This window comes from Colwellia sp. Bg11-28 (genome assembly GCF_002836245.1).
GTDB lineage: Bacteria > Pseudomonadota > Gammaproteobacteria > Enterobacterales > Alteromonadaceae > Colwellia > Colwellia psychrerythraea_A.
Genome location: NZ_PJBA01000018.1, coordinates 1038797 through 1064161 on the forward strand (window position 1 = coordinate 1038797; position 25365 = coordinate 1064161).

Consider the following 25365-nt stretch of genomic DNA (forward strand, 5'->3'; position numbering starts at 1 on the left):
TTTTATGAGTACTCCACTAGTATCACTCACCGATGCAGGTATAAGCTACCAGCAACTCGATGCTTTAAAGTCAGTGACAATGCACTTGAACCAAGGTGAGGTTCTGGGTTTATTTGGCCATAACGGCGCCGGTAAAACTACAATGATGAAACTCATCCTAGGGGTTATTTCTCCAAGTCGCGGTACGGTTGAAGTCATGGGCATGGCACCTGATTCAAAAGAAGCGTGGCATTGCCGCAGTAAAGTTGGTTACTTACCTGAAAACGTGAGCTTTTATGAACAGCTTACCGGCTTAGAAGTATTAACTTATTTTGCAAAATTAAAAGGTTTCAATAAAAAACAAGCTATTGATTTACTTGAGCAAGTGGGTATTACCCATGCAATGAAAAGACAAGTAAAGACGTACTCCAAGGGTATGCGTCAACGCTTAGGTCTAGCACAAGCATTTATCGGTGAACCAAAGTTATTATTGCTTGATGAGCCAACCGTTGGTTTAGATCCCATTGCTACCCGCGATTTTTATAAAACAGTGGATCAATTAAAGTCAAACGGCTCTAGTGTCATTCTATGTTCTCATGTTTTGCCAGGTGTTGAGCAACATATTGATCGGGCGATGATTTTATCGACTGGTGAATTATTAGCTATGGGTACGTTAGCCCAATTGCGCCAACAAGCTGCTTTACCTGTTGCTATTAAACCCTTTGGACTTAATGGAGCCGTAGCTAATGACAGCAAACTAAAAGGTTTTTTAACCGCCAGCTGTCCGAATACTTTATTGGTACCTGAACAGGAAAAAATGAAGGTATTAAAGCAGCTACTCAGCCATGAAGGCTTAGATGATTTACAGGTAGATACTGCAAATTTAGAGCAAGTTTATCAGCACTTCTTGTTGAAACATGAAAGTGGAGAAAAAAAATAATGAGACAAATATTAACCGTTGCCAATAAAGAGTTTCACGATGGTTTAAGAAATCGTTGGTTAATCTCAATTACACTCATTTTTGCTCTACTGTCTATTGGTCTAACTTACTTTGGCGCAGCAGCCTCTGGTGCTGTGGGTGTAGCTTCACTTTCAACAACGGTTGCCAGTTTAGCCAGTTTAGCTGTTTTTCTTATTCCACTGATTGCCTTGCTGCTAAGCTACGATAGCTTTGTCGGTGAACAAGAAAGCGGTACCTTGTTGTTACTATTGACCTACCCATTAAGTAAAAGCCAATTATTACTTGGTAAGTTTATTGGCCAAGGCAGCATTATCGCCCTAGCGACCTTGCTTGGTTTTGGCTCATCGGCGGTATTACTGTATTTCCAACTCGGTGACATCCAAGTATTAACAAGCTTCTCAGTATTTATTGTTAGTGCGATTTTATTAGGCTTAAGTTTTACTGCAATTTCTTATTTAATTAGTTTATCGGTAAGTGAAAAATCTAAAGCCGCTGGTTTTGCTTTAATCACTTGGTTCTTGTTTGCGCTTGCCTTTGATTTAGCGTTATTAGCTTTACTTGTTGGCGTTGAAGAAGGTATTACCCAAGCCGGTTTAACGCAATTGATGATGCTTAATCCTGCGGATATTTTCCGTTTGGTAAACCTTTCAGGCCTTGATAGTAGTGATGTTAACGGCGCTCTTGCTGTTGCCATTAATGCCAGCCTCTCACAAGGACAGTTGTTCACCGCTTTATTTGCTTGGGTTGCATTACCCTTGAGCATCGCCATATTTATCTTCAAAAGGAAAAAACTGTAATGTCTGCTATTTTTAAAACGCTCGGTGCACTTTTTTGTTTAATTGTCATATCTGCTTGTTCAGATAATTCAGCACAACAAGCCGTAATTCATAAAGCTGTTGCCATGGAAAGCAGCGATGAATGCCATTTATGTGGCATGCTTATCACCAATTTTGATGGCCCTAAAGGCGAAGTTTTCCGAAAAGAGCAAGGTGATAAAGTCTTTAAGTTCTGCTCTACCCGCGATATGTTTAGCTATTATTTAGACCCAGAAAATACCCGTAATGTCAGTCAAATACTGGTACATGATATGAGTAAAATGCCTTGGGGCAGTGACAGTATTGATGATAAATATTTTATTGATGCTAAAACTGCTTGGTATGTAACTGGCTCTGAAAAAACAGGAGCTATGGGGAAAACACTAGCGAGCTTTAGTTTACAAACGGATGCTCAAGCGTTTGCTGATGAGTTTGGCGGTAAAGTACTTAGCTTTAAAGACGTGAATCAAGATAGTCTTTGGTAGAGAGTCATTAAAGAGAACCCCATTATAAATGGGGTTCCATGACATTAAAGCTTTTCTACGCGATACCCTTTAGTTTTCAATAACGCTAAAACACTTTTATCACCCGCTAAATGCGCAACACCTACTAAAACAAATTCTTTACCTGTGCTTTTACCATTGTCAGAAAACATGCGATCAATATGTGATATCCAAGTGTGGTTTCTATCGGTTAGTAATTTTTTAAATGTTTTAGGATCATCCTTCATTGGAAGAATAGCTAACGTATTAAGCTGCTGTTCATCACCTGCTCGCCAGGCTTTAAGTAAGCCTAAAAACATCGCTTTAAAGTCTGTCATTTGCTCAAGGTTTGACTTGATGAAACGATCTTCATCGCCAATACCCATATTAGCAATCATATTCATTTGAAACTCAGCGCTCTCCAAATAGGCTATCTCTTTATTATCTCTAGTTGCTTGTTTGCTGTAGAAGATATCAACACCTTCTCCTGATAACTGTGCTTTTTGCGCTTCTAATAACGCCAGCATAGTGACCAAAAACCCAGGTTTAAAGTGCTCAAACATAGCTAGATCGACACCTAAAGAAGAAACATACTGACTGAGTTCTTTTTGCGTTTTCGTTGATAAAAAACTGCTAATAGTTTTGCCATTGCTATAAGTCATTTGTTGCATCATTTTCAGTTGAAAATCAGCATTACTGGCATCGGATAAGTTAGCTTCTAATACTATGCTATCGCTTTGTTTATAAGCCTCATTAAATTCTTTGGGTAGTGGGAATTCTGACGGTGGTAAAATGTGCACTGTCCCCCCGATAAAAATATAGTCATTGCCTTTACTGACTTTCCAAACAGATGATTGTGCTTGCGCGGTTAAAGAAACAAAACTCATTGCAAGAAGGGATGCACCAATAAATAGATGCTTATAAGTACTTTTAATCATTAAATATCCTTATTCTTTTGTGTAAATAGTGCAGTTCAAGGTTAAAAAGCGCTGTAATCAGGCGATAATCTATAATATTGTCGGTTTCCCTGTTCAAACCTTAAGCCAGTTGTTAGGCTAGCGTTTTACTTCTAGCGCATTCTTTACTCTGTGTTGGCTAACTTATGGTATTAACATTGCCGATAAAATTACTGCTACTCTACCTACTTGTATTGAATTTATCTAGTTGTAGCTCAATGAACAACCCTGTGACCTATCATACTAGTTTTGATTTTTCTCAAGTAAAAACCTATAGCTTTTACCCGAGTGATTCAAAGTTTTTTGATAGTCAAAGCCTGAGCCATGCACAGCGAAACCGTATTGAAATAGCAATAGAAAAGAGCCTCAATGCACAAGATTTTGTTTACAGTGACCTTGAAAGTGCAGATATGATAGTGACCTATCACCTAGTTAAGGGGACACGTCAAGATTACCAAGATTATAATAAAGTCGTGCTATTTTGCCCACACTGTTTAAAAGCCAATACTTGGCAACAAGACAACGATGATTGGTCTATTTATCCGGGCGGTTTGATTATTGATTTAGTCGATCCTAAACGTAATCGTTCTGTGTGGCGCAGTATATATCCGCTAGATTTCAAGCCAAAAGATAACAGCACCACACAAAATGAAAAAACAATGGAAGCGGTTGATGTTATGCTGACTCAGTATCCTGGAAAATAAAAATGACACAAAAATATTTATTTATCCCAAGCTCTATTCAAGCCGCTTTTACCGATTTATAATGCTCCATTCAATAACATAAGAATCTTACCCATATATGAACTACCCAGATGACGAAACAGGCCAAGTATTAGCCGAAATGCACCAAGCAGGTATAGACTTGAGCCAATCACATGATGTGGTATTTTTTCATTTGTTTGAGAAAGAAAGCCAAGCACAGGCTATGGTTCAACATTTAAACGAACACTTGCCCGAAGTAAAATGCGACTTACACCCAGATGAAACACCTAATGTTTGGGATGTAGATTGTACCGTTGTTATGACACCATCACATGAAGCTATTGTTAAACAAGAAGAAGCTTTTGATAAAATCGTTACCCAGTTTGCTGGTTACACCGATGGCTGGGGGATTGAAGCTTAATTACCGCTTCTGAATAATACTCATGTTTAGCTTTTATCTAAAAAAATACTCTATGTATGTCTTCATAGCGGCCGAGTCTGTTGCACTCTCTCTGTGTAAGCGCCATGGGGCGATGTTCAATCGTTTTCGCCAATTTTTTGTTGTTAGAATTGTGCGTAGTGTTGGTGCTCGGGTAAACCTTACCGGCATAATTGATGACGATACCGATATTTTAATTGTTAATCATCAAAGCATGTTTGATATCTTCTCTCTTGAAGAGGTCGTAGGCTTGGATACGCGTTTTATCGGTAGAACAGGTATTATGGATAAATGGCCTGTTTCTCGAATTGTCGATAGGGTTGGTCATATTACCGTCGATCAAAAAGACAGCCGTGCCATCATCAAATTATTAAAAGACGTAAAAATTTGCAAAGGTAAAAAGGTTATCATCTTTCCTGAAGGAACACGCTCACAATCAGGACAAATTGAACCTTTTGAAGCAGGTGCAAAATTACTGGTTGAAAAGCTTAAACTTAAAGCTCAACCCGTTGTTATTAAGAATATCTTAGATGTTTATAACGAGTCTGATAAATCAGCGACTTCAGGTACCATAGAGATAGAAGCTTTACCTGCAGTCAGCATTACTGATAATTGGTACGAAGAGATACAACAACAAATGAACAAAACGTTTAGCCGATAGCTTACAGCACTGGCTAATTAGCTATCAGACCCGCTGATTGCGGCAATATGGCACACTGGGTAATTGTTTGTAACTGATAAAATATCGGCACCTTTTTAACTCGTTACAACAACGAGTTGTTATACCTAGCTTGGTGCTTCCCAATGAAAAAATCTCTCTTATTTACCGTCATACTCATGGCGTTTGATTGACCAATAGCTAGCTATTGGTATTGAGGGAAGAAATTGAAATACAGCCACTACTAGTTCTCATATCACACGACCAAATTTCGAATTAAAAGTATTGTTTTTTTTACTTTATTCTTACATAAGCCGTTAGACAGTAATTTTATTTTTTCCCTATGATCTTAGTTGTGCCTTTTTCTTTTTTTGGCTTTTCAACAATATGAAAAGCCGGTAATGAAACATGCCAATAGATAGCGGCTAGGCGTAGAGCCAATGCTGCAGAGATTGAGACAATCATCGCATTGGTATCATTCCAATTTAATCCATGCAATATAATAAATAAACTACCACCTAACATGGCCGCCAGCGCATAAATCTCTTCACGTAAAATCATCGGGATTACATTACATAAAACATCTCGAATCATACCGCCGGCAATACCCGTAATAGTACCTAATACCACAGCCACTGGGATTGGTGCGCCCAAGTAAAGTGCTTTTTGCGTGCCTAAAACCGCAAACAAGGCTAAACCTAATGCATCGGCAATGAGCAAGAAACGCTTAGGGATCCGTTTTGGTTGTCTGATAAGCACTATGGTGAGTATTGCAGTCGCTAAAATAACATAGAGGTAGTAGGGTTTTTCCACCCAAAAGACGGGCGTTTGTAAAATAACATCTCGAATGGTACCGCCACCCACAGCAGTAACTGAAGCCAACACCACAACACCAAAAGGATCAAGTTGATAACGCCCAGCCATAAGCGCCCCTGATAAGGCAAAAACAATGACGCCAAAAATATCTAAATAAAATAAAAAGTCGTTCATGTAAATACCAAATTAACTAAAGGGAGATTAGCTTGACGTGACTAACTGCCAGCATAGTGCTGACAGCACGAGTAAAAATAAACTGCTATAGATAGTGAAATTAATTTTTCGGCTTGCGTTAATAATATCGCGTGGCTCTGGCTGTTTGCCAAGATCATTAAAGGCGGCCTTACGTAATTTTTCGCCTTGATACATAGCAACTCCGCCGAGTCTCACGGTAAGCGAAAAAGCATGTACCGCTATAAAAAAATTATTATTGAGTTTAAAGAAGTGGCCTCGAGTTAAGCGCCAAAATAATAAACTGCCCTGCCCTACAGTACTTAGTAATATCAATAACGCCATTAACCGGCTAGGCAACCATTGGATAAGCTGGATAAACAGCTGACTGTAAAAGCCAAAGTGCTTATATCGCCCTAATTTAGTATTCCAACAATAATGCATTTCTAACATTAGTCGGTAGCTCAGAGCCGCTAACGGACCAACGATAATAAAGAGGAAGCTAACCACATAAATTTGCTGCAAACTGCGAAGCAAGTGCATTTCAATAGCTGCTTTACTTAAACCCACTGATGAGAGTTGATCTGTTTCTCGCAAGAGTAATGGCTTGAGAGTTTGCTTTGCCAGATAGTTTTGTTTAGCAACTAAAGCTTGCGCAATACCTATGTTTACCTGCCCTAGATTAAGGCTGCCTAGGGCAAGATAAAGTAATAACCCTTGCCATAGGTAATCAACCGCAATAAAGTCAGCAAAGAGCCATAAAATAATAACTATCGGTACCAAAGTGACTAACAGCGCTAATAAACCAGCGATGGTTTGATGTTGAGTACCATTTTTACTGTTATTAACCTTATTACCTAACTGTAAGCAATAAAATTGGAAAAAGCGTAGTGGCTCATGGGCAATGAAATGACTAACTAAGGACTTAATGATCAGCACTACCATGAGAATTAACACATGGTAAGTAAAAGGTGCTAACTCGGTGAGTACTGTCATTAATTATCCCTTTTCAATTGCCAGCTTCTAGTTTAAGTAAAGTGCTTAGGCTGCGCTAAGTACTTTACCTTTAAGTTGTCCTAACATATTCAGTACTAGTTGCGATGAGTTAACCGCCGCTGTTTCTAAATACTCTTCAAAGGTATGCGGTGATTCTTTACCAGCAATATCAGAAAGTGAGCGAATAACAACAAAAGGTGTTTTAAGCTGCAAACACGCTTGGGCTATTGCAGCACCTTCCATTTCAACTGCTGCCATAGTGGGGAAGTTAGCACGTGCTTTGGCGACATCTTCTTCTTTAGTCATGAAAGTGTCTCCTGTAGTGATCAACCCTGTTACCGCTTTAATGTTTTCCCCAGCTGTTTGGCTTAATTGTTCAATGCCTTTTTTTGCCGCTGCCACTAAATCATCATGTGGCATAAACGCCGCAGGATTGGCTGGTAATTGGCCAACTTCGTAACCAAAGGCAGTCAAATCAACATCGTGATAGCGAACTTCTGAGCTCACCACAATATCACCTACTTTTAAGCTCGCATCAAAACCACCAGCAGAGCCAGTATTAACAACGTAATCTACTTGAAAACGGTCAATTAATATTGCTGTTGCTAGCGCCGCCGCAACTTTACCAATCCCTGATTGAACAATAACGACATCACTACCGTCTAATTGGCCTTGGTGAAAAGTGTAACCTGCATGTTCTGTGCTTTTAGCATCGGTTAATTTTTCTTTTAAAATGGCAACTTCTGGCTCCATTGCGCCAATAATTCCTGCTTTCATGATCATTCCTAACTGTGTTTAATATAATTAAAATGTGTAAATAATAACTGCTTATTTCATTTCACTATGGCAATTTGAAGCATTTTTTTATGCGTATTCCTGCAGGCCGAAGAAAATAAGGTTATCGATAAATTGAATGTTTTCTACCGCTAGAATATTTTCAGTTGTCTGTGCTAACAATAACCTTGTTAACGCTTTACCATCACCACCTGTTAATATAATGCGATTAATATCACCTAATTTCTGTGCTTGCTCAATGGCTCGCTCAATCATGCCTAGCGTTGCTGCCCAACACGCGTTGTTAACATTATCAGTCGTGTTAACACCAAATGCTAAGCTAGGCATTGTCTTACTTTTTGCATGAACCAAGGTGCTATGGCTTAAAATACTAGTAAACAGTGCGTTAATACCAGCTAATATCCAACCACCTTGGTGTTGACCATTACTCGTCAATAAATCTACAGTGGTCGCAGTGCCTGCATCTATTATTAATACATTTTCCTGTGGGTAAAGATGTATAGTGCCTAATAGTGCGAGCCAGCGGTCTATACCTAAGGTTGTTGGTTCTTGATACGCTGAAATCAAGGTGTTTTTTTTCTGTTCACTATGCACTTGTTTATAGTTAATTTTTTCTCTTGCACACCAAGTAGCAAGTTCATCGGTTAATGCCGACTTCGCCACATTGGCAACGATTAACTGGCTAGCTTGGTTGAAGTATTTTGTAAAATATTCTTCAGAAAACTCACTATTGCTTAGCTGCGTAGTCGCTGATAGCTCACCGCTAATGAGCTGCACATATTTCGTTCGGCTATTGCCGATATCAATTAATAGGATCATTCGTCCATCCTAAGGCTTACTTCACCACCGTAGACTGGTTTAACTTGCCCGTCGACCTCTAGTAGTAAAGCACCTTGGTTATTAACTCCTCGACATATGCCATGAGTTACTCGTTCGCCGGTAATTAATTTTACCCGCTTATTTAAAAAAGCATCATGAGCATGCCACTCTTCTAACATCGGCACTAAACCCACTTGCTGATGTTGTTGTAATCGCTTTCGTAAACAACTAATTAATTGTGCACTGAGCCCATTTCTATCGATTTTGACTTTACTGTGTGATTGTAGATCTGTCCATTTTTGTTCAATTAATTTACCTGCGTCCACTGGCATATGTAGATTTAAACCAATGCCAATAACACAATGACTAGGCTCTAATGCCTGCCCTTCAAGATCAATTAAGATACCTGCGAGCTTGACGCCATCAAGATAAATATCATTAGGCCACTTCAACTGAACTTGTACGTTACTATGGGCTTTTACTGCATCGCTGACCGCTAGTGCCGTGAGTAAACTTAATCCCATAGCCCCTGATAATCCTTGTTCTAAGTACCAGTACATAGACAAGTATATTTGCGAGCCAAAAGGCGAAATCCACTGCCTACCACGACGACCACGACCAGCGCTCTGATATTCCGCTAAACAAACCTGTCCTGATGTTACTTGATTAGGCAAACGCCTCATTAAATAATCATTGGTAGAGTCAATTAAGCTATGCACTTCAATCAATGGTAAGTCGCTTTGCTTTTCAGCTTGCGGGTTTGTTTCATCAGCCAATAGACTGATAATTTTCTCTTTCTCTAATAAGTACAGCGGCTGCGCCAGCTTGTAACCTTTACCGGTGACACTGTAAATATCTAAGCCAATTTCGGTTAATACTTTAATATGTTTAGCGATAGCAGTACGACTGATGCCTAATTGCTCACCGAGCAACTGTCCTGAAATAAATTGACCTGAGGCTAATGACTTAACTAAGTGCTCTTTAACTGTTTTAGTCATCACTACTACCTCTAATAGAATTACTATCTCCAATAACAGTGATATTTTCGATAGGATTTAAATCACTCAACGAAGAGAATGATCTCTCGCCTTTATGTGTAATCATGCGCACTTCAGGTATTAATGATACTGAGAATTTTTTTGCTACATTCTGTTGAATATACTTAGCTAAACTAATAATTTCTGCCCCTAGTTCACTACCATAATTCACTAGAACTAAGGCTTGTTGTTGATGAACGCCAACGTCGCCATGCCGAAATCCTTTTAATCCCGCCTGATCAATTAACCAACCAGCGGCCAGTTTTATCTCACCGTTTTTCTGAGGGTAATGGGGGATTTTAGGGTATTGCTGCTGTAATTGAGCAAAGTCTGCGTCATTGACTATGGGGTTTTTAAAGAAACTACCTGCATTAGGTAACTCTTTAGGATCAGGTAACTTGCTACTGCGTAATCCAATGACTTGCGCCATCACTTGTTTAGCCGTGCTTTCTTTGGCAAGAGTATCTAGTCCCGCATAAGAAAGATTTGCTTGCCATGCTTTCGGAAAATTAAAGGTCACTTGAGTAATTAACCCTTTGTTATAACGTTCCTGCTTAAAAATGCTATCACGGTAGGCAAATCGACAAGCTTGTTTAGTGAGCGAGTGCAGTGTTTCACTGGCAAATTCATACCACTGTATTTCTTGACAAAAATCAGCGAATTCGACCCCGTAGGCGCCAATATTTTGCACTGGCGCTGCACCAACGCTACCGGGAATCAAGGCTAAATTCTCTAAACCATAAATCCCTTGATCCAAACAAAAACAAACAAGGTCATGCCAGTTTTCTGCTGCACCAACCGTAACAATAAAGTGATCGTCTTGTTCAACAATATTGATACCGTTAAATTTCGGCTGAATAATAGTGGGTGCTTGAGATTCTACAAATAAGGTATTACTGCCATCGCCCAGAATATAAAAATTTTCCGAAGATAAATCAGGTAACTGCTGTAATTCTGCCAGGGAGCTTGGGAAATAGATACGTGAGCAACTCGCCTTAATATTAAAGCTGTTACTGCTTTTTAGGGAGTAATTTTGATTTGAGTGCATAGCCATGAAAATGAAAAATGAAAGAATCATTATTGTACTGAAAAATCTACTTAACTCCAATTTTTCACAACGATTAACCAAGATAAGGTAACAAAGAATTTCTTGCTACCTTATTTACATGGATGACTCATTTTATTTATTACTAGTACTTTACTAGCACTTCATGAGTAATTTACTGTTCAAAGAGACTAAATACGCACTAGAACATCGTTAAGGGCTAAACGAGATTTTGGTAACTTGGCATTGAAATCGTCTTCCGGGTGATGATAACCAATAGCCAATGCGACATCACATTGATAACCATCAAGCTCATCGCTAAACTCTTTATTCACCAACTCAATATCAATACCTTCCATTGGTGTGGAATCAATTTGCAGTCGAGCAAGTATATGAAGAGTATTACCTAAGGCTAAGTAAGTTTGTGCTTTGGTCCAAGTGCTGGTATCACCAGATTCGCTAGTATTTAGCTCAGCAAATGAATAAACAGCAAAAGCTGCTTCTCGTTTTTCAGCAAGTGTGCGTTTGTCTTCAATACCTTTGTCAACTACCTTGGCATAGTCCTCACGTGTATATTTTGGATTATGAGCAAAAAGTATCACCTGCGAGCTATCAAAAACATGTTTCTTATTATACTCATGCATATTGGCAAAGGTATTATTCAAGCGCTGCTTGGCGGCATCACTTTCGAGTACGATAAACTTCCATGGCTGGGAATTGATAGACGAAGCTGAAAGACGCATGGCTTCATATAGGACATCTAAATCTGTTTGAGGGATTTTTCTCGTTGCGTCGTATTTTTTTACCGTATGGCGGCTAGCAAGATCTTCGATAATAGGGTGAGTCATAATGATTCCATCAAGAAAAGTAATATCAACATAAGGTAGTAGCTATGACGTTGATATTCAATGCCGCTAAGGTGTTTTTTTACTTAACATTACCTTAGCGACTATATGGCTTCGTTTGAAGACTATTTATTTACGTCAACCACGACACGACCAGTAACGTTGCCATCAAGTAACTTACCTGCCACGTCGATAGACTCTTCTAAACTAATCACTTCTGCTATCGATTCCATTTCCGTTGCTGGTAAAATTTCCGATAGTTTTTTCCATGCTGCTATTCTATCTGCTCTAGGACGCATAACACTATCAACACCTAATAAAGAAACTCCTCTTAAAATAAAGGGAGCCACTGAGGCAGGTAAGTCCATGCCTTGTGCCAAACCACAAGCCGCAACAGCGCCACCATATTGGATGCTTGCGCAAACATTGGCGAGAGTATGACTGCCAATAGAATCAACTGCGCCAGCCCATTTTTCTTTCATTAACGGTTTACCTGGCGCTGATAATTCATTTCTATCGATAATCTCAGTCGCACCTAAGTCATATAGATAATCATGTTGATCACTACTACCTGTCGAGGCAACAACTGAGTAACCCATTAAGGAAAGCAGTTTCACCGCAAAACTACCAACACCACCAGTGGCGCCCGTAACGAGAATTTTACCACTTTGGGGAGTAATACCGTTTTTTTCTAATGCCAGAATACACAACATAGCAGTATAACCTGCGGTACCAATTGACATAGCCTGCAGCGGTGAAATAGCTGCAGGTAAAGGAATGAGCCAGTCACTATTTACTTTCGCTTTTTGTGATAAACCACCCATATGCTTTTCACCAACTCCAAAGCCGTTCAGTAACACTTTATCACCAACTTTGAATTCATCACTTTCACTGTGTTCGACAATGCCACTGAAATCTATCCCTGGTATCATAGGAAAACTTCTTATTACGGGAGCTTTCCCAGTTATAGCTAAGGCATCTTTATAATTAAGCGTGCTATAGAGGACTTTCACTAGGACATTACCTTGGGATAAGGTTTCCTCAGGTAATTCAGTGATCGATGTCTTGTAACCGTTTTCATCTTTATTTACCAGTAAACATTTAAACATATGAACCTCCAATATAGACTGATCGTCTATTAATTAATAAAATATTATTTTTTTAACAACTGTAAGAAATGATTGATAAAAATATCAATCGGCTTAGTTGTTTGAACCAACTTGCAACGGCTTACCGCACCTTCCCAACCAATCCAAAAAAACTCTGCTAACAAGTGATGTTCTTCTTGTTCAGCATCAGGGCAAAGCACATTGAGGTGATCAAAGATTTTATTTTGCCAGCCCTGCATCACCATCACTAACTTATCTCGGTGGCTCTCAGGTAAAACAGCAATTTCTTGTTCTAAGTTGCCCACTAAACAGCCACGATTAAAATTATAGCGTTCGATACCTGCTTTAGCATCATCAACAAAACTTATTAACCTTTGTTCAGGCGCTAACTGGTCATTTTTTAAGTGCGAATCAAGTTTACGACCGAAGTAGTTGTCGTAATAGTCAATTACCGCTAAACCAAAAACTTCTTTATTAGCAAAGTAATAATAGAAAGATCCCTTAGGTACCGACACTTTTTTTAATATCTGATCTAAACCCGATGAAGCAAAACCAAATTGCGTGAAGTGTTCAACGCCACTACTGATTAGTTCAGTTTTGGTATTAGTGGTATCTCGGCCAGACTTTGCAGGTCTGCCTCTTCGTTTTTTAATAGTATCTAATTGCATAAACCAATATTAGACCGATCGTCTATTTAAATGCAAGTATTAAATTGTCTAAAGAATGAACAAGAAAATAAATACAACAACAACTAACATGGTCAAATAAACTATTTTCATGGTCAATTTAACTAAAAAGTTAAAACAAAATATTCTGCTTGATTTTCATGCAATCCAAATAAAATAATATATTCATTAATTATCAACAAGTTAAAATATTATTAATCTTTGGCACAGCACTTGTAATAGCTATTGCATACCAGACGATGTTTAACATCCAAATAGAAAACTAACACTACAACGTAACCAACAAATACAAAGAGAAGAAGGAATTTATTATGAGCACATTTAACATGACTAAAAAAACTAGCAGCAAAATTAAAGATGTAAGCCTTGCACTAGTACTTATCGGATCTTTAATGGGCGCCACGCTAAGCACTAGCGTTAATGCCGCACCTTTACCTGATGTTGAAAAAGCCGTAAGCGACTTTATTGTTGCCCAGGGAGAAAAAATGATTACTGAATTAAATACACAATTACAGCAATCTATAGAGAACGAAATTGAAGAATTTTCAGCCAACTTTTCATTTGATAATACGTCAACTTGGTTAGCAATAGAGCAAGAAGACAAGCAAGCTACACCAGCAGTTAACGATGATAGCAAAGTAGCTAATTAAGTAACCAGCAGAGCTTTAAACCAACTTAATAACATGTAATCAAATTGCATGTTATTAAATTTAAAAACTAAATAGTTAAACTAAATATCAAAAATAAGCAGGAGAAAATTATGGGATTATTCAGCCGTTTTACCGACATTGTTAATGCAAATTTAAACAGCATGTTAGACAAAGCCGAGCATCCAGAAAAAATGATTCGCATGATCATTGGCGAAATGGAAGAAACATTAGTTGAAGTGCGTTCAACAGCAGCCAAAAATATTGCTGAACAAAAGACCTTGGCAAGAAAAGTTAAAACGACTCAGGAAGGCGTTGCTCATTGGCATGACAAAGCAGAGATTGCGTTAAATAAAGGTAGAGAAGATTTAGCAAAATCAGCCCTTGCGCAAAAACATAAATGCCAAGCTGAATTAACTCAGCTAAATGAAGAAAATGTACAATTAACTGACTTGTTGAGCGCCATTCAAGAAGATGCGCAACGCTTGCAAGATAAGCTTAGTGAAGCCAAACGTCGTCAAGATGCATTAAGACTTCGTCAAGAATCCGCTGAAGTGAGATTAAAGGTGCGAGAAAAAGCTGTGATTCATAATATTGATGAAGCAATGGCTAAATTTGAACGTTACCAACAAAAAATTGATCATCTTGAAGCGCAAGTTGAATCTTATGATTTAACAAAGAATAAAGATTTATCAACACAGATATCTGACCTTGAACAAGACGATAACATTGAAGCTGAATTAGCTGAAATGAAAAAGAAAGTTGTTAACGGTTAATGATTGAATATAGCAACTCCCTCGTTTAGACGAGGGCAGTCATTTTATATAAGTAATAGTGTAAACGTTAGATTGTAAAACTAAGGAGTTCCCATGAAATATGACAGAGAATATTCAAGTATAAAAAGTGTTCGCCAGACATTATGTAAAGACGTCGCAAATAAAAAATTGACTGGTGTCTGTGCAGGTATTGCCAAATATTATGACTTCCCTCGATTAGCTGTGCGCATTGTCGCTATTGCCGTACTGATTATGTTACCCGTAGCCACGGGCGTTGCGTATGTCGTAGCAAGTATGTTGTTACCTAACAGTAAATATTACTAATTTAGAACTAATCTAAATACTTTTCATCTCTATAAAAGTGAGGAAACTATGAGCTTCTTTAAATCCTTAATACTGGCAATTATCGCGACTATCTTCTTAACCTATGTTTTTGGTGTTGGCATGCTGGAGTTAATGGACTTGCATGTGATGATGGACGGTGAAGCCGTTGAACCACTGAAAGCTATAGGAGTTTCAGCTTTAGTGGTTGTGGTATTAGTTGTGGCCGCACTAGGAATTGTATTAAGTGTTTTTGGTGGCATGATATTTATTGGCTTGGTTATCTTTGGAAGCATTGCCATGGTGACTGTCGGCATATTTTGGCCAATTCTATTAATGGCTGTCGTTATCTGGCTTTTTACTCGAAATAACAGTAGTCGAAATAAAAACACTAAGCAATATGCTTAGTGTTTAGTGAGAGCAGTAATAATCTAGCAAGCTAGATTTAAATAATATCGCTCAATTTTATTTGAAAAATTTAGCTAGAATGTTTTTACATTCTTCTGATTTAACTAAATGAGAAAACGCTTGGCTTTCTTCACTAATAACCTGGCTCAATGCTAATTTATTCGCTTGACGTATTAACCGTCGACTAGTCATTACTGACTCAACAGGCAAATTGGCAATGGCTTGGGCAACATCGGATGTAAGTGCTAAGAGTTCATCGGGCTGACAAGTTTGGTTAGTTATGCCATAACTCAATGCTTGCTCTGCGTTAAACGTTTGTCCAAGCACCATTAATTCAAAAGCTTTATTTGGACCGACTTTTTGAGTTAATAACAAACTAGATCCTGCTTCTGGACATAAACCTAGCTGGGTAAAAGGCAATTTAAATTTACTATTATTAGCCGCTATGACCATATCACAATGCAATAATAACGTAGTGCCAATACCCACAGCAACGCCAGCAACACCAGCAACAAGAGGTTTAGTAAATTCTGACAGAACTTTAACAAAGGCAAGGGCCGCTAATTCGTCATCAGCGGAACATTGAATAAAATCATGCAAGTCATTACCAGCGCAAAAACACTGTTCATTTCCTTGAATAACTACGCAATGAATACTTGATGTTTGCTCTGCATAAGCGAAATACTGACAGAGCTGCTTATACATATCGTTAGTTAATGCATTTTTTTTATCAATACGATTCAAGGTAATGGTAAAAACACCTTGGTTTTCTGTCGTTAAAATCAAATTATCCATTTTCCACCAGTTTAGTTACATAGGTTTATCAATACGGTATAGTCAAACTCTAATACTTGTTATCAGGGATGTATAGTTACAATGAGAAATATTCACTATAGAAAAGTCAGTATTTTGTTCGCTTTATTATTCGGAATGACCAGTAATGTCTACGCAACAAGTCCGATTACAGTAACCGATGGATATATTAAAGCAAGTATACCTGGCACTGACATTACCGCCGCTTATATGACAATAAACAATACTAGTGATGAAGCGATAACGTTACAAAAGGTCAGCAGTACAATATCTGATCGCATTGAGATTCATGAACACAGCATGGCTGACGGTATGATGCGTATGCGTGAAGTGGGTGAAATCACTATCAAGGCTAACAGCAAAGTTGTGCTTCAACCATCAGGATTACACCTCATGATTTTTTCACTAAAACAGCCTATGAAAGAAAAAATTGTTATTCCATTAACATTAAAGTTCTCAAATAAAACAAACATTAAAATTCAATTACCTGTTCGTAAATATAAATAGTACAATACCAACAACCTCATCCTTGGAGTGGATATGAAAACAATGTTTTCTACAAAATCAATTGTCTGGGCCTTTACTGGCATATTTTTTCTTCTATATGGCATTGGTGTTTATTGGAGCACTGCTCCTATGTCCATCAACATTCATGCTGAAGTAACACAAGCAGCTAAAGCTGAAAATGTCGCCCCTGTTGTTGGCTATACCACCACCACTGCTTTGATAAAAGTCAGTGAAGCACTGCTAAATAAGCCTGGTGGTTATTTATCAAATGACATAATGCCACCTTCTCTCTTTTTAGATAATATGCCTGCTTGGGAGTTCGGTGTATTAGAAATGGTTCGTGATATAGCATTAGTGATGCGTAAAGACTTTAGTCGTTCTCAATCACAATCCCTTGTTAATAAGCATCTACTCGAAGCGCAACCACGTTTTAATATCGACAGTGAAAGTTGGGCAGTACCGAGTGCAGAATCTGAATATGGAGAAGCTATTAAGCAACTTTATGCCTATCGTTCCGCATTGGTTAGCACTAATGGTAATAAGGCTCAGTTTTATGCCCGTGCCGATAACCTACGAGCCTATATTGAAGAAGTACAAAAGCGTTTAGGCAGTTATTCTCACCGTTTAAGCTTGAGTGTAGGTCGTGAACAGGTAAATACTGATTTAGCGGGTGATAAACTTGCAGAACAATCAAGCCAAGGTGTTTCTCATTTGCAACTGCAAACAAGTTGGTGGCAAATAGATGATGTATTCTATGAAGCCAGAGGTGCTACTTGGGCATTACTGCAATTACTTAGAGCCATTGAGATAGATTTTAATAGCGTGTTAGAAAACAAAAATGCCAAAATTAGCTTACAGCAGATTATTCGCGAGCTAGAGGCAAGTCAAGAATCAGTATGGAGCCCAATGATTTTAAACGGTAGTGGCTTTGGTCTTCTTGCCAATCACTCGTTGGTCATGGCTAACTATATTTCTCGCGCAAACGCAGCATTAATCGATTTAAATGAACTTTTAACCAAAGGATAATGACATGAAAAAGACTTTACTCGCTGGCAGCTTAGCGGCACTAATGTGTGGCACTGCCCAAGCCGATACTCTATTAGGTTTATATATCGGCGGCCAAATCTGGTCTAACGAAGCCAGCGGTAGCTTTGGTGAAGGAGCTGATAATCAATCAGTTTTTGAATTTGATGATGAAAACCAAGGCAGCTTCTATGTCGCTTTTGAGCACCCAATTCCATTAATTCCTAACATTAAAATAGCATCAACAGCCCTTGATACGGTTGGCGGTACTACATTAAACGACAGCTTTAAGTTTGATGGCATTACTTATAATACTAACTCAACATTAGATACTACGTTAGATGCCAGCTTCGTTGATTACACCCTTTATTATGAAGTATTTGACAACGATTTGTTAACCTTTGATTTTGGTTTAACTGCGCGTGATTTAGACGCTACTATTCAAGTCATAGAACCTGCAACCCAGTTACAAAGTGATTTAGATGTCTCTGGTATTATCCCAATGTTTTATCTATCAACTATTGTTGGTCTGCCTTTTACCGGTTTAAACGTTTTCGCCGAAGCTAACTTTATTAGCTATGACGATCAAACTGTTTATGATGCACAAATTGGCGTGAGCTATGCAATTTTAGATAATCTTGCAGTCGATTTTGACGTAACACTTGGTTACCGCACAGTGAAAATGGAATTAGATGATTTAGATGATTTCTATAGTGATTTAACTTACGACGGTTTCTTTGCCGGTGCTGTTGTTCATTTTTAGCACCTAGCCATTTGGCATGATAGATAAACATAAAATAAAAGCCGTTGATATTTAAAATATCAACGGCTTTTTTATATCCAAATAAATTTAGTCATTATTTATTAAGGTGAGAAAAGCGTCCATAACGCTGGTGTAAAATACCGACCCGCTCTACATACACTTGGGTTTCTTTATAGGGCGGAATACCTCCGTGACGTTTAACTGCGCCTTCCCCTGCATTATAAGCTGCTGAAGCTAATTTATTATCACCCTTATATTTTCTGAGTAGGCGTGCTAAATGTTTAACGCCTCCCTTAATATTCTGCTGGGCACTTAACGAATTCCGTACGCCAAGCTCTTTCGCTGTTGCAGGCATTAACTGCATCAAACCTTGAGCGCCCTGCTTAGATACAGCTTGGGGATTAAAATGCGACTCTGCATGGATAACGGCTCGAACAAAAGCAGGGTCAATATCATATTTCAACGCAGCTTTATTTATATCATTCTTATAAGGCTGTAAATAAAGGGTTGCTTTACGCCAGTCAATTAATGAATCAACTTCGCAGGCATAACAATCAAATCGATAACGACTAAAATCAACATCAAGTGGTTCGATATCAGAGAAAGACGTTATCCCTGAGGTTGATTTATAGGTGTAAATATTTGCTATTTTTTTTTCAAAAGCGTAACTGACGCTTACAGACGTAGCTAAAATTAGGAACAAACCTAAGCGGCAACATTGAAATTGTTCCCTTGAAAATCTTCTCATCTACCCTCCTTATTCAATACACTTAACATAGACTAAAATCCTTTCATAATTCTATATTCCATTTTGGAATAAAAAATCGCTATCTATTCCTTTTGATCTGAATGAAATTTGTCTATTCTTCATCCATCAATTGTCATGGGTGAAAATAGTTATGTTGCCAGAGCAGCGCTTATTAAATCAAAATACATCAAATTCAGCAAACAATAGTAGTGCCTTAGATGCAAATCAATTAGCTTCACTACAACAAACCGTTGCTGATTATTCATCACTACAACTTGCTTGGGCAAGCGGTTATCTAGCAGCGAAAAGCGAACAAGGCCATAATGCCCAAATCGCACCGGCTGCGCCAGCTATTGCTGCCAAGACTTTAACTATTTTATATGCCTCGCAAACAGGTAATGCTAAAGGTGTTGCCAGCAAACTTGAGAAAAGCGCAAAAGCAGCAGGCATTAATGTTGTACTTAAAAACATTGCTGACTATAAAGCCAAAGGCTTAAAAAATGAAAGTCACCTGTTAATAGTAGCCAGTACTAATGGTGAAGGCGAAGCACCAGATGATGCCATTGAGTTTCATGAATATTTATTAGGTAAAAAAGCACCTAAATTACCTAACCTTAGCTATAGCGTTTTAGCTTTAGGTGACAGCAGCTATGAATTTTTCTGTCAAACAGGTAAAGATTTTGACGAGCGTTTAAAAGCATTAGGCGCAAAACAAGTCACCCCTCGCCTTGACTGTGATGTTGATTACGACAGCGAATGCGAAAGCTGGACCTTAAGTATTGTTGAATCTTTGAAAGATGAGCTTACTCAAGCCTCTTCAGGTTCGGCAAATGTTGTTGATTTACCAACAGCAGGCGCTGAAAGTCAATATTCAAAGCAAAACCCATTTGAAGCTGAATTCTCTTTAAGTCAAAAAATTACTGGTCGAGATTCTGCTAAAGATGTTCGCCATATTGAAATTGACTTAGGTGAATCAGGTTTAACTTACCAAGTAGGTGATGCCTTAGGTGTTTGGTTTGAAAACGACGCTGATTTAGTGGCTGATTTAATTGCTACCTTAAGCCTTACTGGCGAAGAAAAAATCAAGTTAAAAGTAAATGGCGCAAATCAGGTTTTCACACTAACAGATGCCTTAACTACCCAGTTAGAAATTACACAAACAGCACCAGCATTTGTTGAGTTTTGGGCAAAAATTTCTGGTGATAAAGCACTGACTGAAATTGCTGCTGATAAAAACACAGCTAGAGAATACGCTGGTGAGCACCAAATTATCGATGTGGTAAAAGCAGCAAAAACTGAAATTGATCCTCAATTCTTTGTTGAAGCACTTCGTAAAATAACCCCACGCTTGTATTCAATTGCATCAGCACAAGCTGAAGTTGAAGAAGAAGTTCACTTAACCGTTGGTTTAGTAAGTTTTGATGCAAATGGCGAACCACGCACTGGTGGCGCCTCAAGCTTCTTAGCAAACCGCTTAGAAGAAGGTCAAAAAGTACGTGTTTTTGTTGAACACAATGACAATTTCCGTTTACCTCAATCGGATGATACTCCTGTCATTATGATTGGACCAGGGACCGGTGTTGCACCATTTAGAGCTTTCATGCAAGAACGTGAAGCGCGTGATGCCAACGGCGATAACTGGATGTTTTTTGGTGATCAAACTTTCACTCAAGACTTCTTATATCAAGTTGAATGGCAAAATTATTTAAAGTCCGGTTTGTTAACACGCATGGACGTAGCCTTTTCTCGCGACCAGGCTGAAAAAGTTTATGTACAAGACCGATTAAAAGAACAAGCAAGTGATGTTTTTGCTTGGTTAGAACGTGGCGCGCACTTATATATTTGTGGTGATGCTAATCGTATGGCCAAAGATGTTCATCAAACCTTGGTAGAAATTATCCAAGAGCACGGTAAATTAAGTGCAGAACAAGCAGAAGACTATTTAAAATCACTTAGATCTAATAAGCGTTACCAGAAGGATGTTTACTAATGAGCAACAATTTCACAAAAGTTGAAAACCCTGTATTGATTGTTGAAGGTAAACAGGCCGACAATGAACGCTTAAAAGCTGAAAGCGATTACCTTCGTGGTACGATTAAAGACGATCTGCAAGACAGAATGACAGGTGGTTTCACCAGTGATAACTTCCAGTTGATTCGTACTCACGGTATGTATCAGCAGGACGACCGCGATATTCGTGCAGAACGCCAAAAACAAAAACTCGAACCATTGCATAACGTTATGCTTCGAGCACGTTTACCTGGTGGTATTATCAACCCAACACAATGGTTGGCTATTGATAAATTCGCTGATGATTATACCTCTTACGGCAGTATTCGCTTAACTACACGTCAAACATTTCAGTTTCATGGTGTATTAAAACCAAATATTAAATTAATGCACCAAACACTACACAGTGTTGGTTTAGATTCAATTGCCACTGCTGGTGATGTTAACCGTAACGTACTTTGTACTTCTAACCCGGTTGAATCAGCATTGCATCAAGAAGCTTACGAATGGGCGACCAAAATCAGTGAGCATTTATTGCCAAAAACACGTGCTTATGCCGAAATTTGGTTAGATGAAGAGAAAGTAGAAACTACTGAAGCAGATGAAATTGAACCTATTTTAGGTAGTAATTATTTACCACGTAAATTTAAAACAACGGTAGTCATTCCGCCGAATAACGACATTGATGTACACGCCAATGATTTAAACTTTGTTGCTATCAGCGAAGGTGGCGAGTTAATTGGTTTTAACGTACTTGTTGGTGGTGGCTTAGCCATGACTCATGGTGATAAAGCAACTTATCCTCGTTGTGCCGATGATTTTGGTTTTATTGCCAAAGAGCATACGTTAGCGATTGCCGAAGCGGTTGTTACTACTCAACGTGATTGGGGAAACCGTGTTAACCGTAAAAATGCTAAAACTAAATATACGTTAGATAGAGTTGGTGTTGATACATTTAAAGCTGAGGTTGAACGCAGAGCAGGTATTGAGTTCTCTGAGTCTCGCTCATATGAATTTACTCACCGCGGCGATAGCTTTGGTTGGGTTGAAGGTATTGATGGTAAAAACCACCTGACCTTATTTATTGAAAATGGCCGTATTCTTGATTTCAACGGTGCTAATTCTGATAGTAAAGCGTTAAAAACAGGTATGCGTGAAATCGCCAAAATACATAAAGGTGATTTCCGTTTAACTGCCAACCAAAACTTAATTGTTGCTGGTGTTTCAGCAGAAGATAAAGCAATTATTGAACAACTTGCTCGTGAGCACGGTTTAATTAATGACGGTGTTTCTAATCAGCGTAAGAGTTCAATGGCCTGTGTTGCCTTTCCTACTTGTCCATTAGCCATGGCTGAAGCCGAGCGTTACTTACCTGGCTTAGTCGATGATGTTGAAGCTATTCTTGAAAAGAATGGCCTAAAAGATGACAGTATTATTTTACGTGTTACTGGCTGTCCAAATGGTTGTGGCCGTGCAATGCTTGCTGAAATTGGTTTAGTCGGTAAAGGTCCTGGTAAGTACAATATGTACTTAGGTAGTGATTTAGCCGGTAGTCGTGTACCAAAATTATACAAAGAAAATGTTGATGAAGCTGGCGTATTGAGTGAAATTGATGCCTTGAGTGCTCGTTGGTCTGCAGAACGTAATGACGGTGAAGCATTTGGTGATTTTGTTATTCGTGCAGGTATCGTTGAACAAGTTATTGTGAGCTTTAGGGATTTTCACCATGCTTAATACCACAACAGGTATTGCCGATAAAGAGCTTACCAGCCCTTTTGAAGTAGCCTTTCCTCATCCTGCTATAGGAGAGTGGAATCAGTCTTTGGAAAAACAAACAGCGATTGCTCGTGCCGAGTGGGCAATGGAAAACTTGCCAGGTCAGTTTGTTTTATCCTCAAGCTTTGGTATTCAATCTGCGGTGATGTTGCATTTACTCACCCAAGTAGATAGCAATATTCCGGTATTGATAACGGATACAGGACATTTATTTCCTGAAACCTATCGATTCATTGAGCAATTGACTGATCGTTTGAACTTGAACTTACAAGTTTATCAAGCAAAAGAAAGTGCGGCATGGCAACAAGCTAAGTACGGTGAAGAGTGGGCGCAAAGTGATGATGCACTTAAAGCCTATAATCGCCGTAATAAAGTTGAACCGCTAGAGCGCGGTTTATCTGAGTTAAATGCTAATACTTGGTTTTCTGGTGTTCGTCGCCAACAATCGGCTCACCGAGAAGGTTTGTCTGTCGTGGGTACACTGCGTGGTCGTTATAAAGTACATCCAATAATTGATTGGAGTAATAAAGACGTACATGAGTACTTAACTAAGCACAACTTACCATACCATCCCCTTTGGGATGAAGGTTATGTATCGGTTGGTGATGTACATAGCACAAAACCATTAACATTGGGTATGAGTGAAAGTGATACTCGCTTCGGCGGCGGTCAACGTGAATGTGGTTTGCATACTGATGGTGATGGTATTTAATTTTTACTCACATCTAGTAAATAATTAGATCAACAAAAAAAGCTAAAAGAGAAAACTCTTTTAGCTTTTTTTATGTCTGTTAATCCATGACTAGATTCAAAATAGACATTAACTACAGCAGCTAACTTTATATTTCTGTTGATTAGTTGATAGGCTTGGATCTTTATTTATCTGCTTGACGTCGCGGTGGCGACCACACCCAAGGGGCGACGTACCGCCGCGCCTCCCCTTGGAACCCCTGCGACGCCCTACTCAGCAGAACATTCAATCCCCAACTAGCGTAAACCTCGATTCCTGCCGATTTATCATCCCTGAACAACGGCAGCCCTCGACGTCAGGACAATATGCTCCTGCATTGTCTAATAAGTTACATCCATGTAACGTCTGTCTCGGGTCGAGGTCTACCTTTGCTAGTCGATGATTGAATTGCTGAGATGGGATTTGGAGTACTTGGCACAGCCACGGAACCTAGCAGGTGTCATCCCCGTGGTTACTTAGTCGGGGATCTAGCTCTTAGTGACATGGATTCCGTACAAGACACTTACGGAATGACGAACCTTAAAAATAGAGCAGTTCCCCGATCAACAAGCACCCAATCTGCTTGAACAAACGCCGGAGTGAAGCACAATATTCACGTATCGCCATCATGGATGATGGCAAAAGCAATGTGGCACATGGATGTGCCTTCATTGCTGTTACGTCGAAGATATTGTGCTGAATGTAGGATTACGTTTGATGTAGCAGCTCCGAGGGATTCCAAAGGGAGGCCGGAGGTAGTCTTCCTTTGGGTGTCGTCGCCACCGCGACAAATCATTTTAATCTACTCCGATCTACTTATTTAACGATCACTTTTCCCACTTTGTGTCATAGTTTTATTGAAAAATGATATTGCCGAATGTAACCCTATTTATTAATATATATGGCAAAATATAAAAAATCATGACGGCGAATAAATATGAATGGGAAGAAAATCAAAGAAAGTTTATTAGCATTCCTAGATACTGGTAGTGTGATTGTAGCCACAAGCCCTGCTGCAAATATTAGAAATATCACTCATGCAGGAGTTTCAGAAGACAATATTTTTGAACATTTATCACTGTTCTTAAAAAGAACGAAAATAAACATAGAAATCCCAACGTATTTAGCGAATACAGAGAGTTTACAAGTCACAAAAAAAACTATACGCATAATCGATGCTCTAGAAAGCCTTAAATTAATAACCAAGGGGCAAGAAATGACAAGCGGTTTGTATGATAATATCCAACCCACCCCTTGCATAATTTATTCAATAACGCCCTCAGGATTAGAAGCAGCTTTAAAATTACAGGAGCATGACGATGCTGAAAAACGCTATAAGGAACAAGGCACAAGAAACACAATCTCAATATGCATCTCCATTTTTGCGCTATTAGCTGTATTTTTAAATTCCTATTTTTCATACGAAAGACTTAATCGATTAGAAGAAGTTATAAAACCTCAAAAAATTCTATACGAAGTTCAATCAAAGGATTCACGATTTGCCAAGGCAATTAAAATATAAAAAAATGC

General features: G+C 38.7%; 29 protein-coding genes. 17 read left to right on the plus strand and 12 right to left on the minus strand.

The genetic code is table 11. The features are described 5' to 3' along the window. Positions 1-4 precede the first annotated feature (4 nt). From CXF79_RS21645 to CXF79_RS21655, 3 genes are read left to right on the plus strand one after another with little or no spacing between them, the layout of a single operon-like run. On the plus strand, positions 5-919 hold the full coding sequence (locus tag CXF79_RS21645) for an ABC transporter ATP-binding protein (RefSeq protein WP_101157831.1): 915 nt from the start codon (positions 5-7) through the stop codon (positions 917-919). Continuing rightward, on the plus strand, positions 919-1737 hold the full coding sequence (locus CXF79_RS21650) for an ABC transporter permease (protein ID WP_101157833.1): 819 nt from the start codon (positions 919-921) through the stop codon (positions 1735-1737). The genes CXF79_RS21645 and CXF79_RS21650 overlap by 1 nt, the downstream gene beginning before the upstream one ends. Then, entirely contained in the window at positions 1737-2240 is a 504-nt protein-coding gene (locus CXF79_RS21655; RefSeq protein ID WP_101157835.1) for a nitrous oxide reductase accessory protein NosL, read from the plus strand. Before CXF79_RS21650 ends, CXF79_RS21655 begins: the two co-directional genes overlap by 1 nt. Before the next feature lie 44 nt (positions 2241-2284). Here CXF79_RS21655 and CXF79_RS21660 read toward each other — a convergent pair whose 3' ends face one another. After that, positions 2285-3175, minus strand: a complete 891-nt coding sequence (locus tag CXF79_RS21660) for a TraB/GumN family protein (RefSeq protein WP_011045462.1) — start codon at positions 3173-3175, stop codon at positions 2285-2287. Positions 3176-3411: 236 nt separating this feature from the next. Between CXF79_RS21660 and CXF79_RS21665 the strand changes: the two genes are divergently transcribed. The 3 genes from CXF79_RS21665 (at position 3412) to CXF79_RS21675 (ending at position 4997) form a co-directional block, all read left to right on the plus strand. Further along, positions 3412-3897: a DUF4136 domain-containing protein gene (locus CXF79_RS21665; protein ID WP_232769282.1), complete on the plus strand. Its 486-nt coding sequence runs from the start codon at positions 3412-3414 to the stop codon at positions 3895-3897. A 97-nt stretch (positions 3898-3994) separates the two neighbouring features. Then, on the plus strand, positions 3995-4318 hold the full coding sequence (locus tag CXF79_RS21670; protein WP_101157839.1) for a ribonuclease E inhibitor RraB: 324 nt from the start codon (positions 3995-3997) through the stop codon (positions 4316-4318). A 52-nt stretch (positions 4319-4370) separates the two neighbouring features. Beyond that, on the plus strand, positions 4371-4997 hold the full coding sequence (locus tag CXF79_RS21675; RefSeq protein WP_232769283.1) for a lysophospholipid acyltransferase family protein: 627 nt from the start codon (positions 4371-4373) through the stop codon (positions 4995-4997). A gap of 327 nt (positions 4998-5324) precedes the next feature. On the opposite strand, the gene CXF79_RS21680 is transcribed toward CXF79_RS21675, so the two are convergent. From CXF79_RS21680 to acuR, 9 genes are all read right to left on the minus strand, one after another. Beyond that, positions 5325-5984 carry a trimeric intracellular cation channel family protein gene (locus tag CXF79_RS21680; protein WP_101157841.1) on the minus strand — a complete coding sequence of 220 codons (660 nt, stop codon included), beginning with the start codon at positions 5982-5984 and terminating at the stop codon, positions 5325-5327. 27 nt (positions 5985-6011) lie between these two features. After that, complete coding sequence (locus tag CXF79_RS21685) at positions 6012-6977, minus strand: cobalamin biosynthesis protein CobD/CbiB (RefSeq protein WP_101157843.1); 966 nt, start codon at positions 6975-6977, stop codon at positions 6012-6014. A 45-nt stretch (positions 6978-7022) separates the two neighbouring features. After that, positions 7023-7754, minus strand: a complete 732-nt coding sequence (gene mtnN / locus CXF79_RS21690) for a 5'-methylthioadenosine/S-adenosylhomocysteine nucleosidase (protein WP_101157845.1) — start codon at positions 7752-7754, stop codon at positions 7023-7025. An 87-nt stretch (positions 7755-7841) separates the two neighbouring features. Continuing rightward, a complete protein-coding gene (locus CXF79_RS21695) occupies positions 7842-8591 on the minus strand; it encodes a pantothenate kinase (RefSeq protein ID WP_101157847.1) in 750 nt (249 codons plus the stop codon). After that, on the minus strand, positions 8588-9589 hold the full coding sequence (gene birA / locus CXF79_RS21700; protein ID WP_101157849.1) for a bifunctional biotin--[acetyl-CoA-carboxylase] ligase/biotin operon repressor BirA: 1002 nt from the start codon (positions 9587-9589) through the stop codon (positions 8588-8590). Before birA ends, CXF79_RS21695 begins: the two co-directional genes overlap by 4 nt. Further along, entirely contained in the window at positions 9582-10706 is a 1125-nt protein-coding gene (murB, locus tag CXF79_RS21705) for a UDP-N-acetylmuramate dehydrogenase (protein ID WP_232769284.1), read from the minus strand. The genes birA and murB overlap by 8 nt, the downstream gene beginning before the upstream one ends. 158 nt (positions 10707-10864) lie before the next feature. Next, positions 10865-11521 carry a nitroreductase family protein gene (locus CXF79_RS21710; RefSeq protein WP_101157851.1) on the minus strand — a complete coding sequence of 219 codons (657 nt, stop codon included), beginning with the start codon at positions 11519-11521 and terminating at the stop codon, positions 10865-10867. 122 nt (positions 11522-11643) lie between these two features. Next, entirely contained in the window at positions 11644-12627 is a 984-nt protein-coding gene (gene acuI / locus CXF79_RS21715) for an acrylyl-CoA reductase (NADPH) (RefSeq protein WP_011045473.1), read from the minus strand. A 44-nt stretch (positions 12628-12671) separates the two neighbouring features. Next, positions 12672-13295, minus strand: coding sequence for an acrylate utilization transcriptional regulator AcuR (gene acuR / locus CXF79_RS21720; protein WP_011045474.1), 624 nt, complete (start codon positions 13293-13295; stop codon positions 12672-12674). A gap of 329 nt (positions 13296-13624) precedes the next feature. On the opposite strand from acuR, the gene CXF79_RS21725 reads away from it, so the two are divergent. From CXF79_RS21725 to CXF79_RS21740, 4 genes are all read left to right on the plus strand, one after another. After that, entirely contained in the window at positions 13625-13963 is a 339-nt protein-coding gene (locus tag CXF79_RS21725) for a hypothetical protein (RefSeq protein WP_101157853.1), read from the plus strand. 110 nt (positions 13964-14073) lie between these two features. Next, on the plus strand, positions 14074-14736 hold the full coding sequence (pspA, locus tag CXF79_RS21730; protein WP_101157855.1) for a phage shock protein PspA: 663 nt from the start codon (positions 14074-14076) through the stop codon (positions 14734-14736). A 93-nt stretch (positions 14737-14829) separates the two neighbouring features. After that, on the plus strand, positions 14830-15060 hold the full coding sequence (locus CXF79_RS21735) for a PspC domain-containing protein (RefSeq protein ID WP_101157857.1): 231 nt from the start codon (positions 14830-14832) through the stop codon (positions 15058-15060). A 48-nt stretch (positions 15061-15108) separates the two neighbouring features. Continuing rightward, entirely contained in the window at positions 15109-15465 is a 357-nt protein-coding gene (locus CXF79_RS21740; protein WP_011045478.1) for a hypothetical protein, read from the plus strand. A 57-nt stretch (positions 15466-15522) separates the two neighbouring features. Here the strand turns inward: CXF79_RS21740 and CXF79_RS21745 are convergent, their stop codons facing one another. Next, positions 15523-16260: an enoyl-CoA hydratase-related protein gene (locus CXF79_RS21745; protein ID WP_101157859.1), complete on the minus strand. Its 738-nt coding sequence runs from the start codon at positions 16258-16260 to the stop codon at positions 15523-15525. An 81-nt stretch (positions 16261-16341) separates the two neighbouring features. On the opposite strand from CXF79_RS21745, the gene CXF79_RS21750 reads away from it, so the two are divergent. From CXF79_RS21750 to CXF79_RS21760, 3 genes are read left to right on the plus strand one after another with little or no spacing between them, the layout of a single operon-like run. Further along, positions 16342-16785 (plus strand): copper chaperone PCu(A)C, encoded by a 444-nt coding sequence (locus tag CXF79_RS21750; RefSeq protein ID WP_101157861.1) that lies wholly within the window; start codon positions 16342-16344, stop codon positions 16783-16785. A gap of 33 nt (positions 16786-16818) precedes the next feature. Then, positions 16819-17811: a DUF2333 family protein gene (locus CXF79_RS21755; protein ID WP_101157863.1), complete on the plus strand. Its 993-nt coding sequence runs from the start codon at positions 16819-16821 to the stop codon at positions 17809-17811. A gap of 4 nt (positions 17812-17815) precedes the next feature. After that, complete coding sequence (locus CXF79_RS21760) at positions 17816-18571, plus strand: TIGR04219 family outer membrane beta-barrel protein (RefSeq protein WP_041737174.1); 756 nt, start codon at positions 17816-17818, stop codon at positions 18569-18571. Positions 18572-18665: 94 nt separating this feature from the next. Here the strand turns inward: CXF79_RS21760 and CXF79_RS21765 are convergent, their stop codons facing one another. After that, positions 18666-19319 carry a lytic transglycosylase domain-containing protein gene (locus CXF79_RS21765; RefSeq protein WP_101157865.1) on the minus strand — a complete coding sequence of 218 codons (654 nt, stop codon included), beginning with the start codon at positions 19317-19319 and terminating at the stop codon, positions 18666-18668. A gap of 151 nt (positions 19320-19470) precedes the next feature. On the opposite strand from CXF79_RS21765, the gene CXF79_RS21770 reads away from it, so the two are divergent. From CXF79_RS21770 to CXF79_RS21785, 4 genes are all read left to right on the plus strand, one after another. Then, on the plus strand, positions 19471-21309 hold the full coding sequence (locus CXF79_RS21770) for an assimilatory sulfite reductase (NADPH) flavoprotein subunit (RefSeq protein WP_101157867.1): 1839 nt from the start codon (positions 19471-19473) through the stop codon (positions 21307-21309). Beyond that, positions 21309-23063 carry an assimilatory sulfite reductase (NADPH) hemoprotein subunit gene (cysI, locus tag CXF79_RS21775; protein WP_101157869.1) on the plus strand — a complete coding sequence of 585 codons (1755 nt, stop codon included), beginning with the start codon at positions 21309-21311 and terminating at the stop codon, positions 23061-23063. The genes CXF79_RS21770 and cysI overlap by 1 nt, the downstream gene beginning before the upstream one ends. Continuing rightward, positions 23056-23817 carry a phosphoadenylyl-sulfate reductase gene (locus CXF79_RS21780; RefSeq protein WP_101157871.1) on the plus strand — a complete coding sequence of 254 codons (762 nt, stop codon included), beginning with the start codon at positions 23056-23058 and terminating at the stop codon, positions 23815-23817. The genes cysI and CXF79_RS21780 overlap by 8 nt, the downstream gene beginning before the upstream one ends. Before the next feature lie 955 nt (positions 23818-24772). Further along, positions 24773-25357, plus strand: a complete 585-nt coding sequence (locus CXF79_RS21785; RefSeq protein ID WP_101157873.1) for a hypothetical protein — start codon at positions 24773-24775, stop codon at positions 25355-25357. Positions 25358-25365: the final 8 nt, after the last annotated feature.

What these genes read in the sequence shown, in the direction of transcription:
- CXF79_RS21645 (WP_101157831.1), top strand. Translation starts at nt 5, where the DNA reads ATGAGTACTCCACTAGTATCACTCACCGATGCAGGTATAAGCTACCAG.
- CXF79_RS21765 (WP_101157865.1), bottom strand. Translation starts at nt 19,319, where the DNA reads ATGAGAAGATTTTCAAGGGAACAATTTCAATGTTGCCGCTTAGGTTTG.
- birA (WP_101157849.1), bottom strand. Translation starts at nt 9,589, where the DNA reads ATGACTAAAACAGTTAAAGAGCACTTAGTTAAGTCATTAGCCTCAGGT.
- CXF79_RS21745 (WP_101157859.1), bottom strand. Translation starts at nt 16,260, where the DNA reads ATGGATAATTTGATTTTAACGACAGAAAACCAAGGTGTTTTTACCATT.
- acuI (WP_011045473.1), bottom strand. Translation starts at nt 12,627, where the DNA reads ATGTTTAAATGTTTACTGGTAAATAAAGATGAAAACGGTTACAAGACA.
- CXF79_RS21660 (WP_011045462.1), bottom strand. Translation starts at nt 3,175, where the DNA reads ATGATTAAAAGTACTTATAAGCATCTATTTATTGGTGCATCCCTTCTT.
- pspA (WP_101157855.1), top strand. Translation starts at nt 14,074, where the DNA reads ATGGGATTATTCAGCCGTTTTACCGACATTGTTAATGCAAATTTAAAC.
- CXF79_RS21670 (WP_101157839.1), top strand. Translation starts at nt 3,995, where the DNA reads ATGAACTACCCAGATGACGAAACAGGCCAAGTATTAGCCGAAATGCAC.
- acuR (WP_011045474.1), bottom strand. Translation starts at nt 13,295, where the DNA reads ATGCAATTAGATACTATTAAAAAACGAAGAGGCAGACCTGCAAAGTCT.
- CXF79_RS21710 (WP_101157851.1), bottom strand. Translation starts at nt 11,521, where the DNA reads ATGACTCACCCTATTATCGAAGATCTTGCTAGCCGCCATACGGTAAAA.
- CXF79_RS21725 (WP_101157853.1), top strand. Translation starts at nt 13,625, where the DNA reads ATGAGCACATTTAACATGACTAAAAAAACTAGCAGCAAAATTAAAGAT.
- CXF79_RS21655 (WP_101157835.1), top strand. Translation starts at nt 1,737, where the DNA reads ATGTCTGCTATTTTTAAAACGCTCGGTGCACTTTTTTGTTTAATTGTC.
- CXF79_RS21785 (WP_101157873.1), top strand. Translation starts at nt 24,773, where the DNA reads ATGAATGGGAAGAAAATCAAAGAAAGTTTATTAGCATTCCTAGATACT.
- CXF79_RS21750 (WP_101157861.1), top strand. Translation starts at nt 16,342, where the DNA reads ATGAGAAATATTCACTATAGAAAAGTCAGTATTTTGTTCGCTTTATTA.
- CXF79_RS21760 (WP_041737174.1), top strand. Translation starts at nt 17,816, where the DNA reads ATGAAAAAGACTTTACTCGCTGGCAGCTTAGCGGCACTAATGTGTGGC.
- CXF79_RS21680 (WP_101157841.1), bottom strand. Translation starts at nt 5,984, where the DNA reads ATGAACGACTTTTTATTTTATTTAGATATTTTTGGCGTCATTGTTTTT.
- CXF79_RS21675 (WP_232769283.1), top strand. Translation starts at nt 4,371, where the DNA reads ATGTATGTCTTCATAGCGGCCGAGTCTGTTGCACTCTCTCTGTGTAAG.
- CXF79_RS21740 (WP_011045478.1), top strand. Translation starts at nt 15,109, where the DNA reads ATGAGCTTCTTTAAATCCTTAATACTGGCAATTATCGCGACTATCTTC.
- murB (WP_232769284.1), bottom strand. Translation starts at nt 10,706, where the DNA reads ATGATTCTTTCATTTTTCATTTTCATGGCTATGCACTCAAATCAAAAT.
- CXF79_RS21665 (WP_232769282.1), top strand. Translation starts at nt 3,412, where the DNA reads ATGAACAACCCTGTGACCTATCATACTAGTTTTGATTTTTCTCAAGTA.
- mtnN (WP_101157845.1), bottom strand. Translation starts at nt 7,754, where the DNA reads ATGAAAGCAGGAATTATTGGCGCAATGGAGCCAGAAGTTGCCATTTTA.
- CXF79_RS21650 (WP_101157833.1), top strand. Translation starts at nt 919, where the DNA reads ATGAGACAAATATTAACCGTTGCCAATAAAGAGTTTCACGATGGTTTA.
- CXF79_RS21685 (WP_101157843.1), bottom strand. Translation starts at nt 6,977, where the DNA reads ATGACAGTACTCACCGAGTTAGCACCTTTTACTTACCATGTGTTAATT.
- CXF79_RS21735 (WP_101157857.1), top strand. Translation starts at nt 14,830, where the DNA reads ATGAAATATGACAGAGAATATTCAAGTATAAAAAGTGTTCGCCAGACA.
- cysI (WP_101157869.1), top strand. Translation starts at nt 21,309, where the DNA reads ATGAGCAACAATTTCACAAAAGTTGAAAACCCTGTATTGATTGTTGAA.
- CXF79_RS21770 (WP_101157867.1), top strand. Translation starts at nt 19,471, where the DNA reads ATGTTGCCAGAGCAGCGCTTATTAAATCAAAATACATCAAATTCAGCA.
- CXF79_RS21755 (WP_101157863.1), top strand. Translation starts at nt 16,819, where the DNA reads ATGAAAACAATGTTTTCTACAAAATCAATTGTCTGGGCCTTTACTGGC.
- CXF79_RS21695 (WP_101157847.1), bottom strand. Translation starts at nt 8,591, where the DNA reads ATGATCCTATTAATTGATATCGGCAATAGCCGAACGAAATATGTGCAG.
- CXF79_RS21780 (WP_101157871.1), top strand. Translation starts at nt 23,056, where the DNA reads ATGCTTAATACCACAACAGGTATTGCCGATAAAGAGCTTACCAGCCCT.